Origin of the sequence: Aeromonas sp. OTU364, assembly GCF_038440395.1 — a bacterium.
Classification (GTDB): Bacteria; Pseudomonadota; Gammaproteobacteria; order Enterobacterales; family Aeromonadaceae; genus Aeromonas.
Genome location: NZ_JASATR010000002.1, coordinates 353625 through 364648 on the forward strand (window position 1 = coordinate 353625; position 11024 = coordinate 364648).

The 11024-nt window shown below is 62.4% G+C and carries 8 protein-coding genes; 2 read left to right on the forward strand and 6 right to left on the reverse strand.

Annotated elements, in window-relative coordinates; all coding sequences use genetic code 11:
• Positions 1–17: 17 nt before the first annotated feature.
• Positions 18–1355, reverse strand: coding sequence for a D-serine transporter DsdX (dsdX, locus tag AAHB08_RS04445; protein ID WP_342058228.1), 1338 nt, complete (start codon positions 1353–1355; stop codon positions 18–20).
• A gap of 230 nt (positions 1356–1585) precedes the next feature.
• On the opposite strand from dsdX, the gene dsdC reads away from it, so the two are divergent.
• Both dsdC and AAHB08_RS04455 read left to right on the forward strand, forming a co-directional pair.
• On the forward strand, positions 1586–2530 hold the full coding sequence (gene dsdC / locus AAHB08_RS04450; protein WP_202046769.1) for a DNA-binding transcriptional regulator DsdC: 945 nt from the start codon (positions 1586–1588) through the stop codon (positions 2528–2530).
• Between the two features lie 392 nt (positions 2531–2922).
• Positions 2923–3330: an H-NS family histone-like protein gene (locus AAHB08_RS04455; RefSeq protein ID WP_005332615.1), complete on the forward strand. Its 408-nt coding sequence runs from the start codon at positions 2923–2925 to the stop codon at positions 3328–3330.
• Between the two features lie 490 nt (positions 3331–3820).
• Here the strand turns inward: AAHB08_RS04455 and AAHB08_RS04460 are convergent, their stop codons facing one another.
• From AAHB08_RS04460 to AAHB08_RS04480, 5 genes are all read right to left on the reverse strand, one after another.
• Entirely contained in the window at positions 3821–4927 is a 1107-nt protein-coding gene (locus tag AAHB08_RS04460) for a 3-deoxy-7-phosphoheptulonate synthase (RefSeq protein WP_342058229.1), read from the reverse strand.
• Between the two features lie 260 nt (positions 4928–5187).
• On the reverse strand, positions 5188–5994 hold the full coding sequence (locus tag AAHB08_RS04465; RefSeq protein WP_218409336.1) for a siderophore-interacting protein: 807 nt from the start codon (positions 5992–5994) through the stop codon (positions 5188–5190).
• A gap of 133 nt (positions 5995–6127) precedes the next feature.
• Positions 6128–7525, reverse strand: a complete 1398-nt coding sequence (locus tag AAHB08_RS04470; protein WP_446699509.1) for an efflux transporter outer membrane subunit — start codon at positions 7523–7525, stop codon at positions 6128–6130.
• Positions 7522–9585 carry a MacB family efflux pump subunit gene (locus tag AAHB08_RS04475; RefSeq protein WP_342058231.1) on the reverse strand — a complete coding sequence of 688 codons (2064 nt, stop codon included), beginning with the start codon at positions 9583–9585 and terminating at the stop codon, positions 7522–7524. The genes AAHB08_RS04470 and AAHB08_RS04475 overlap by 4 nt, the downstream gene beginning before the upstream one ends.
• Positions 9582–10745: an efflux RND transporter periplasmic adaptor subunit gene (locus tag AAHB08_RS04480; RefSeq protein ID WP_342058232.1), complete on the reverse strand. Its 1164-nt coding sequence runs from the start codon at positions 10743–10745 to the stop codon at positions 9582–9584. Before AAHB08_RS04480 ends, AAHB08_RS04475 begins: the two co-directional genes overlap by 4 nt.
• Between the last annotated feature and the right edge of the window lie 279 nt (positions 10746–11024).

Sequence of the window (11024 nt, forward strand, 5' to 3'; positions counted from 1 at the left end):
GGGATGTCTCTGTCTGTTTACACGATATAGGAGAGCAGGAAGGTACCGGCCAGCGCCATCAGGGAGGCGACAAAGGTGGCACTGGTGTAATACTTGAGCGTTTCGTTCAGGGTGGCACCGCAATACTGCTTGACCAGCCAGAACAGGGAGTCGGTCACCATGGTGCAGCCGATGGCGCCTGAGCCGATGGCGAGCGTCATGATCTCCGGGCTGATGTTCGGGTAGTGCACCATCATGGGGGAGACGATGGCGGTGGCCCCCATCATGGCGACGGTGGCCGAACCCACGGCGGCGTGCAGCACTATGGCCACCAGCCAGGCGAGCAGTATGGGGTGCATGTCCAGCTGGGAGAGTATGGTCGCCAGGCTGTCCCCTAGGCCGCTCGCCTTGAGCACGCCGTTGAAGGCGCCGCCTGCCCCTATGATGAGCAAGATGTTGGCGATGGAGGAGAAGCACTCTTCCGTCTTGTCCAGCAGCCCTTCCATCTTCATGCGCTGACGGATCCCCAGCACGTAGTAGGCGGTGAATGCGGCGATGAACATGGCGGTGATGGGGTTGCCGATAAACTCCAGCAGGGTATAGAGGTGGCTTGCGTGATCCATGTTGAGCTCGGCCACCGTCTTGACCAGCATCAGCAGTATGGGCAGCAGCACGGTGAAGAGGGAGGCGCCCAGGGTCGGGAGGCTTGCCTCATCGCGGGCCTGGATGTCGGCAAAGGCGGCGGGCACCTCCTTGAACGGCACCCGCTTGCCCAGCAGCTTCAGCAACAGGGGGCCGCCCACCAGGGAGGCAAACAGTCCGACCGCGAGACCATAGACGATGACGGAGCCGATGTCGGCACCCAGCTGGTTGGTGACATAGAGGGCGGCCGGGTGGGGCGGCACTATGCAGTGCACGGCCATCAGGGCGGTACAGAGCGGAATGGCCAGGGTCAGCAGCGAGGTGTTGGTCTTGCGGGCGATGGAGAAGGCGAGCGGAATCAGCAGCACCACCCCCACTTCGACAAAGAGGGTGATGCCGCACACCAGACCCACCAGCACCATGATGACCTGGGGCGAGAGCCAGCGGCACTTTTGCAGGGCGAGGCCGATGCGCTCTGCCGCCCCCGACACCTCCATCATCTTGCCGAGTATGGTGCCAAGGCCGATGACGGCGGCGAGAAAGCCCAGGGTGCCGCCTATGCCCTCTTCCATGGCGTTGACCATCTTGACCGGGTTCATCCCCATCATGGTGCCGACATAGAAGCTCGCCAGCAGCAGGGCGAGGAAGGGATGCACCTTGCCCTTCACTATGGTGAAGACGATCAGGATGATGCTTGTCAGCAAGGTACCGACGACCCACATTTCAGAATTCATACTGCGCCTCGACAGGGATGATAAGAGATGAATGATGGGCCTATTGAACGGCAAGGGGGTCGGGCTGACAAATGATGAAAATGGCCTCTTGGATGATCTGGGTTGATGCAAAGGTGCCACATTCATCACATTTAGCGGTATTTATGTGACTTGGGTTCGGTTACGTCATCCTGAATCGGGTCATCCGGGATATCATGACGGCGATGTTGAGGCTGTGACGGGGAAGGCGGATGTATACCGAAGACAACTATGTATCGAGAAACAAGCTGCTCAGCGGCTATCAGCTCTCCAAGCTGCACACCTTCGAGGCGGCGGCCCGCCACAGCTCCTTCGCCCTGGCGGCGGATGAGCTGGCGCTCAGCCCGAGTGCGGTGAGCCACCGGATAGGTGCGCTGGAAGAGGAGCTCGGCTTCAAGCTGTTCCAGCGCTTTCACCGCAAGGTGGTATTGACGACTGAGGGGCAACGGGTCTTCTGGGCACTCAAGTCGTCGCTGGAGTTCATCAATCAGGAGATCCTGGAGATCAAGAACCAGGAGCTGTCCGGTTCCCTGACCGTCTACTCCCGGCCCTCCATCGCCCAGTGCTGGCTGGTGCCGCGGCTCGCGGATTTTTCCCGCCTGCATCCCCAGATCGATCTCAACATCATGACCGGCAACGAGAACGTCAATCTGCACGGCTATGGCATCGATCTGACGATCTATTTCGACGACAAGGTGCCGGAGCGGCTCGCCATCCACCCGCTGATGGATGAATACATGGTGCCGGTGTGCAGCCCCGAATATGCCGAGCGGCACCAGCTGCTCAACAAGCCGGACAACTTGAACCACTGCCGCCTGCTGCACGACCGGCAGGCCTGGGGATATGACTCCGACACCGACGAGTGGTGCAGCTGGGCTCGCCAGGCCGGGATCTCCCTCGATGGCTGCCAGTCGAGCATGGGCTTCGATCGTTCCGATCTCGCCATCATCGCCGCCATGAATCACGCCGGCGTGGCCATGGGCCGCAAGAACCTGGTGCGCCAGCGGCTGGAGCGCAACGAACTGGTGGAGCCCTTCCCGGGCAAGGCGGTTCGCTGCAATCAACGCTACTACATGGCGACGCTCCCCCATCGCCAGTGCCCCAAGATCCAGGCATTCATCGAATGGATAAGCGCCCAGGCAAAGGAAATTGATTGAACCAGGGGCAGGGATACAGAGTGCTGCCCGGCCTCGATCTCATTTCATTCGACCTAGGCATGATGCGGCCAATATTTGTACATTCCGTGCTGGCGGCTGTGGGCAGCGGTATGGTTTGTTATATATGAATGCAGGTGCTTGGATGACACCCCTTTTATCTCTGTGGCAAATACCTGATAAGTGGGACCGATTAACCCATGTTGAAGAAATAATGTCTGTTGAGCGGTGATCCGATAAGATCCCTGAGGTGAATTAACCACAATGAATAATGACCATGAGATTGTCAGGAATAGCGCTGGCGCTATAAAATCATTATGTTGTTATCGAGTGGACATGCTATTCTCAAAATGAGTTATCCCTGTGACATACAAAAATAATTCTGTGAGGAAGTAATGAACGAGTTTCTGAAGGTTCTGCTGAACATTCGCAGCTTGCGCGCTGCCATTCGTGAACTGCCGTTTGAGCAACTGCAAGAAGCGAAAGAAAAGTTTGATCTGGTATATAACGAGCGTGCCGAGTCCGTAGAGCAAGAGCGGGCCGAGCAGGAAGAGCGTCAGCGCAAGCTGAGCGAGTTTACCGAGATGCTGCAACAGGCCGGCATCGATCCGCGCGAGCTGATTGGCAGCGTGGCCGCTCCGGCCGCTGCTGGCGCGACCAAGAGCAAGCGTGCTCCGCGCCCTGCCAAATACAAGTATCAGGAAGATGGCCAGGAGAAGACCTGGACCGGCCAGGGCCGCATGCCCAAAGCCATTGCCGAGCAAGTTGCGCTGGGCAAGGATCTGAACGACTTCCTGATCTGATTGCCAGGATAGCGTCGTCAATAATGCCGCCCAAGAGGCGGCATTATTATTTTCAGGATCCTGTCTATCTATTGCCCATCGAAGAAGCCACCTAAATAGGGTCACCTGTCCACAATAGCCATGACCATCATGGGCCAATAAAAAGTATCCATTGGCGGTAAGGCAATCGCTGTCGCGTCTCGCCTGCGACACAATGAGGACTCATACAGCCCGTTTGTTATCTCTGATGACAGAAGATGACAAATAATGGTCCGTCGCCGTGGGATGAAAGCAGTGGGATGAAATAGGTGGATTTGCGGGCATGCTTCCCGCTTTGCCTGGCTGCCCATCTTCCTATCAATGGGGAAGTGCTTGTCCCTCTCGCACTATTTCTCTTTCACCATCACTGCCCTATTTGACACCCCTGTCCAGACAATATGTGAATGTCATTTATCGGTATAGGGATTGAATAGGGGTCTGGCGACCCCGCTGCGATTAAATAGGAAATAGGTCAGCTGACCGGTTGGCCGAGATCGCTGTGAAGGGGAATGGCGCGAGCGTTTGCACATTGACGGCGCGCCATGACCCCATCGGCCAGCATGGCCAGCAGGCTCTCACTCTCTTCCCAGCAAAGGCAGGCATCGGTGACCGACAAGCCATATTGCAGCTCACTCAGTGGCGCCGGTTTCTGGCTGCCCCCTTGCAGGAAGCTCTCGACCATGACGGCGGCAACGGCCGTGCTCCCGCCCCGCAACTGGCGGCAGAGCTCCCCGGCGACCAGGAGCTGGTTCTGGTGCAGCTTCTGGCTGTTGCCGTGGCTGCAATCCACCATCAGCCGAGGGTTGAGCCCCTGGCGCGCCAGGCGTTCGGCCGCGTCCATCACGTCGCTCTGGTGATAGTTCGGCAGGGTGCCGCCGCGCAGAATGATGTGGCCGCCCGGATTGCCTTCGCTCCTGATCACAACCATGCCCCCCTGGCTGCCAGGGGCGGTGAACAGATGGGAGGCCTCGCTGGCCAGGATGGCATCGATGGCTACCCGGATGTTGCCGTCCGTGCCGTTCTTGAAGCCGACCGGGCAGGGCAGGGCCGAGGCCAGTTGCCTGTGTACCTGGGATTCGGTGGTGCGGGCACCGATTGCCCCCCAGCTGATGAGATCCGCCAGATAGAGGAAGCTGGTGGTATCGAGAAACTCGGTGGCGGTGGCCAGTCCCAGTCGGTTGATGTCGAGCAGCAGTTGACGGGCCAGGTGGAGCCCGTGACCGATGTCGTTGCTGCCATCGAGATGAGGGTCGAAGACCAGCCCCTTCCAGCCGACTGTGGTGCGCGGTTTCTCGAAATAGGTGCGCATCACTATCTGCAGGCTCTCCTGATACTCGGTGGCGAGCCGTGCCAGCCTCTTGGCATAGTCGAGGGCGGCGACGGGATCATGGATGGAGCAGGGGCCTATCACCACCAGCAGACGATCGTCTGCCCCGCTCAGGATCTGGCGCACCTGGTGGCGGTGGTGGTCAATGTGCTGCGCCATATCGGCCGGGCAGGGATGCTGTGCCAACAGGTCGGCAGGGGTGGGGAGCGCCTCCACCGCGAAGGCGCGCATTACCGAATTCAAAACAGCCATCTGGGGTTACCTTGCAGTGCAAATGGGGTCGACGATGTGTCCGGAGTGTTCGGGTGTCTGGATCAGGGGATCTGCGCCCGGTACACAGCATCTTTGTTGAGAGTGATTATCATTATCTTGCTGTTCGTCTCAAATGCAAGCACTACCGAGAGGATTACCAAAGATGGGGGGCGGGCCGTAAAAAAGGGAGGGAAGCATGGCAACCAGGCCCGCTCCCGAGCGGGAGAAGGCCTGATAAGAGCAAGGAGTACAGGGTGTTATCAGCTATCCATCACGACGTGGCGATCCTGATGGTAGGCGTCTTCATCCTTGCCGCTGCGCCAGTAAGGCACTGCGTAGACCCGCTGGCGATCGGTGTCCAGGGTCCGCCTGACATGACGACGCAGGGGCACCACCAGACCCTCTTCCCCCCCGAACCAGAAATAGCTCTCCTCGGCGGCCATGGGCAGGGCGGTGAAGTACTCCACCAGGGGGCCGGTCTGGTCCGGCGTGCCGACAAACCAGCGCAGGCTGACCCCTTCGGGCAGCGACAGATCCTGCACATCTTCCTGATGGGGCACCAGCAGGGCGATATGGCCCCTGGCCTCTGCCGGCATCACCTCGGCCATGGCGCTGATGGCGGGCAGGGAGGTGAGATCGCCGGCCATGTAGTAGTGAGCGGCCAGCTGCAACATGGGATCCGGGCCGCCCGGGCCCGAGATGGCGAGCCTGTCCCCCGGCTTGGCGTGGAGGGCGAAGCGGCTGGCGGGGCCGATGTCGCCGTGCAGGGCGAAGTCGATGTCGATCTCCAGGGCCTCGCGGCGGAAGGCGCGGATGGTGAAGGTGCGCAGTATGGGCTTCTGGCTCGGATCCTCCCAGCGGGGACCCTTGGGGGTCGGGGTTGGCAGCACTATCTCGCTCTGGCCCGGCCGGGGCAGCATGATCTTGATATGGGCACCGCCACAGCTGAAGGGGTAATCCGCCAGTTCAGGGCTGGTCAGGCAGACTCGGCGCAGATGAGGGCTCACATCGTGGACATGCTTGACGGTGAGCAGGCGAGGGCGATTGACCGGGGCGGGCTGTGACATTTGAGTACTCCTGACAGACGAGAGCGCTCATTTTTCATTAAATGAAAACTATTATCAATTGCTTTGTTGTGAAGAGGATACAAGGGCGGCCAGCATGGAGGTCATGCCAGCCACCCTGGGGGCTGACCGGGCTCTAGCTCCGATCGCTCCCTCCCAGCGCCCGGTAGATCCCGGCCATGGTCTTGAGCTGGCTCTGTTGTTGGGCCAGCACGCCGAGCTCGGCATCCCACAGTCGATTCTGCTCGTCCAGCCAGGGCTGAACCCCGGTGGCGCCCGCCAGGAAGCGGGCACCCGCCAGCCGCTCGGCCTCTTTGGCATAGGTCAGCTGCTGCTCGAGATAACGCAGCCGCTGCTCCCCCTGCTGGCGAGCGGCCAGGCCATCTTCCACCTCCAGCAGGGCCGTATAGAGCTGCTTGCGAAACTCGGTCTCGGCTATCTGATAGTCAATCTCGGAGCTCGCGATGGAGAGCCGGGTCTTGTTGTACTCGAGGAAGGGGAGCGCCAGGGTCGCACCCAGGGTTCCCACCGGGTTCTGCAGCACCTGGGTCAGGGTGTCCGAGGTGGTGCTGGCACCGCCGGTGAGGCTGAGGGTGGGGTAGAAACCGGTGCGTATCTCGTCCCCTCTGGCCAGCGTCTTGCGAAGGCGCAGTTCCGCGGCCCGCACGTCTGGGCGCCTGGCCAGCACATCGGCGGGGATGCCGACCGCCAGCGTCGGAATGGGGCCCATGGCGAGGGAGGTCGGGGCAAATTCCAGCGGGCCGCTGCTGCGGCCGAGCAGCAGGCGCAGGGCGTTGCCGGCCTGCTCCCGTTGCAGGGTGAGAGAGGCGAGCTCCGCCTGCTTGCCGGCTTTCTGCTGGCTGGCCTGTACCAGATCGAGGCGGGTGACGGCCCCGGCGTCATATTTTGCCCGGGTCAGCCGCTCTATCCGCTCGTAGTTGGCCAGCTGGCGCTCGCCCAGAGCAATGGCCGAGCCGAGATACGCCAGCTGCCAGTATTGCTCCAGGGTCTTGCCTACCAGCATCAGGCGGGTGGCGGCGCGATCCTGCTCGCTGGCCTCTGCCTCCCACTGCGCCTGATCCCGCACCGAGGCGAGCCGGCCCCAGAGATCCACCTCATAGCTCAGGTTGAAGGAGGGGCCCAGGTTGCTGCTGGCGCTGCCATCCTTCATGTTCTTGTTGCCGCTCGCCCCCAGGCTGGCGTTGACCGAAGGGGTGAGGTTGGTGTCGGCGAGATCGGCGCCGAGCAGGGCGCTCTTGAGCCTGAGCCCCGCGACCTGCATGTCCGGGTTGGCCGCGAGCACCTCATCGACCAGCAGGTCGAGGGCGGGATCCCGGAACCCCTGCCACCAGAGCCCGGCCTGCTGGCCGCCAAGATCCCGGGCGTCCTGCTGCCACGCTGGCGCCACATCCAATACGGGCCTGTGGTAGGTGCTCTGCTGGCTGCAGGCACCGAGGCAGACGGTGAGCACTAGGCTGAGCGCAGTCTTTGACGAGAGGCGCAGCCCCCGGCCGGATAAGTTGTGCATCATCATTCCCTCGCCAGTGCCTCGACCGGATCGAGCCGGGCCGCATTGCGGGCGGGCAGGTAACCAAACAGGATCCCGATGAGCGAGGAGCAACCGAAGGCCATCAGGATGGAGAAGAGCGAGAAGCGCATCTGGAAGCTCTCCACGAGCAGGGAGAAGATAAAACCGATGAAGATGGCCAGGCCGATGCCGAGCAGGCCCCCCAGCAGGCTGACCATCACAGCCTCGATCAGAAACTGCTGCAGGATGTCGGACTGACGGGCGCCGACTGCGATGCGGATCCCTATCTCCCGGGTGCGCTCCACCACAGACACCAGCATGATGTTCATCACCCCGACCCCGCCGACGATGAGGGAGATCACCGCGATGGCGGAGACCAGCAGCGTCAGGGTTGCCGTGGTCTTCTCCACCGACTTGACGATGCTGTCGCTGCTGAAGGTGAAGAAATCCTTCACCCCGTGGCGCTGGGTCAAGAGCGCCACGGCGGCCTGCTCGGCCAGCGCCGGCTGGACCCCGTCCTTGACCCTGATGGTGATCTGGCTGAAGTGGTTCTGGGAGATGAGGCGGCTCATCACGGCGCTGTAAGGCAGCCAGACATTGACCGACTGGCTGCTGGGGCCAAAGCCGGTCTCCTGGGCCACCACGCCGACGATGCGCACCGGCAGAGTGCCGACCAGTACCACCTGGCCGACGGGATCCGTCTTGCCGAGCAGGCTGGTGATGGTCTTGCCATCCACCACGGCCACCGCGGTCCGGCTGCGGATGTCCCGCTCGTCGAGCAGTCGGCCCTGGGTGAGGGTCATCCCCTTGACCCGGAAAAAGTCGCTGCCGACTCCCACCACGCTGCCGCTGCTGGTCTTGTTGCGATAGCGCAACTGGCCCGAGGTGGCGATCTGGGGGCTGGCCCCCTCCAGATAGGGCTGGCCGAGCAGGGCGTCGAGATCCCGCTCGTTCAGGGTCTGGATGCTGGCGGCCTTCTCGTCGCCCCAGTCCTTGCCGGGGAAGATGTCGATGGTATTGGTGCCCATGGCGTTGATGTCGTCGATCACCTTGGCGCGGGCACCCTGGCCGAGCGCCACCACGCTGACCACGGCGGCGATGCCGATGATGATGCCGAGCATGGTGAGGAAGGTGCGCATGCGGTGGGCCAGCATGGCGTGCAGGGCCATGCGACCCGCCTCCCGGTAGCGATCCCAGCCCTGGCTGCCGCGTTTGGCGACGGAGGCGGTGGGGAGCCGCTCCGGCGCCGGCTCGCGGGCTTTCTGCCCGGCGGCTGGCCGGGGGAGGGCGCAAGATAGCTGCTCGACAGTGGCCTGGGGGATCTGCTGACGCTCTTTCACCCCGTAGGCCTTATCCGGGGAGATGGGGGGGTTGGCAGCCGGCTGGCCGCTGTCCTCCACCACGCGCCCGTCCCGCAGGGTGATGATGCGATTGGCGTGGTTGGCCACCGCCATGTCGTGGGTCACCAGAATGATGGTGTGACCCTGGGCGTGCAGCTCCTTCAGGATGGCCATCACCTCCTTGCCGCTGTGGCTGTCGAGGGCACCGGTGGGCTCGTCGGCCAGGATCACCTCGCCGCCATTGGCCAGCGCCCTGGCTATGCTGACCCGCTGCTGCTGGCCGCCGGAGAGCTGGCCCGGCCTGTGGTGGCTGCGATCGCTCAAGCCCAGGCGGGTCAGCAGGGTGCGGGCACGTATCTGGCGCTCGGGGCGGGAGGTGCCGGCATAGATGGCGGGGATCTCCACGTTGGCGGTCGCATCCAGATGGGGCAGCAGGTGGTAGCGCTGGAAGATGAAGCCGAAGTGGTGGCAGCGCAGCCGTGCCAGGGCCAGGGCATCCAGACCGGCGGTGTCCTGACCACGAAACAGGTATTGGCCGCCGCTCGGACGATCGAGGCAGCCCAGCAGGTTCATCAGGGTGGACTTGCCGGAGCCGGAGGCACCGACTATGGCCACCATCTCCCCCGCCGCTATGGTCAGATCCAGCGGGTGCAGCACCGTCACCTCGTGCTCCCCGCTCTGGTAGCGGCGCTCTATGCCCTTGAGCTGGATCAGGGGCTCGCTCACGGGACCATCTCCATCTCATCGTTCTGGACAGGCTTGCCCTGCTCCAGGGTCACCTTGTCCTGTTCGTCAAGACCGCTCACCACCTCTATCTTGATGTCATCCTTCATGCCGGTCTTGATGCGGCGGGTCTCTTTCTGCCCGTCCTCCTTGAGCAGGGTGACCTCATATTCGTTCTCCCCCAGCTTCTTGCCGAGGGCGGTCTGGGGGATGGCCAATACCTGTTTGCGTTCACCCAGCACTATGGTGACCTGGGTGGTCATGGCGACCCTCAGCTGATGGTCGGGGTTGGGCACATCGAACAGGGCGTAATAGTAGATGGCGGCATTGCTGGTGGCCGTGGTGTTGGCGCTCTGCTCGTTGATGTTGGTGGGGGCCAGCTCGACAGTGCGCAGGGTGCCGTGATAGCGGCGATCCGGGTCTCCGATCAGGGTGAAGTAGACCGGCATGCCGGCCCTGACCTTGGTGACATCCGCCTCCGAGATCTGCGCCTTGACCGTCATGGTGTCCAGGTTGGCGAGCTTGAGCAGGGTCGGGACCGTCTGGCTGGCGGCCAGGGTCTGCCCCTGGCGGGTCACTATGCTGACCACTGTGCCATCCATGGGGGCCTGAATGCGGTTATAGCCGAGTTCCGTCTTGGTGCGCTCCACCTTGATCAGGGCGTTGTCGATATCCGCCTGGGCGCTCTGCAGCTCGGCCCGGGTGACGGCCAGCTGCGCCTCTGCGCTCTCCAGATCGGCCCGGGAGCTCGCCTCCTGCTTGAACATCTGCTGCTGGCGGCGCCAGGCCAGCTCGTTCTGCTTGAGCTGCGCCTGCTTGATCTTGAGCTGGGCACGGCGGCTGGCCAGCTCGGCCTCGGCGGTCTTGAGGTTGTTCTGGGCTATCAGGGGATCTATCTCTGCCAACAGGTCCCCCTGCTTGACCTGTTGCCCGGCTTCCACCGCCAGATAGGTGACCTGACCCGAGACCTGGGCCCCCACATCCACCTGCTCTATGGCCTGCAGTACGCCGCTGGCCAGCACCGTCTGCTCCACATCCTGACGGGTCACTGTGGCGGTCAGCACGGGGTCCGGGGTCTTGCCGGGCCAGGCCAGCCAGACCACGAGGGCCAGCAGTGCCAGGGCAAGCAGGGCATATTTGCCCGGTTTTGGAAGAGTCTTCATTTATCACCTGAACGAAACGAGCGAAGGCGTGCAAGGGCGATATCCTGCAGCAAATGGCACTTAAAAAGAAGCGAGCAATGTGTAAGAAATCATGTAGATGAAGTTATCAATTAAGGGGCCGGATGACCGCCGGAGGAGGGGAGGTGAGACCTGCTTGATGCCCTTTGGGCAGTGCAAGGGTCCGGGAGGTCTACCTAGGGGATAAATGCAGGGAGGCCCCGCGGTGGGGGGGGGGGCCGGGGCTCAGCCCCCCGCCGGGGGGGGGGGGGGGGTGGGGGG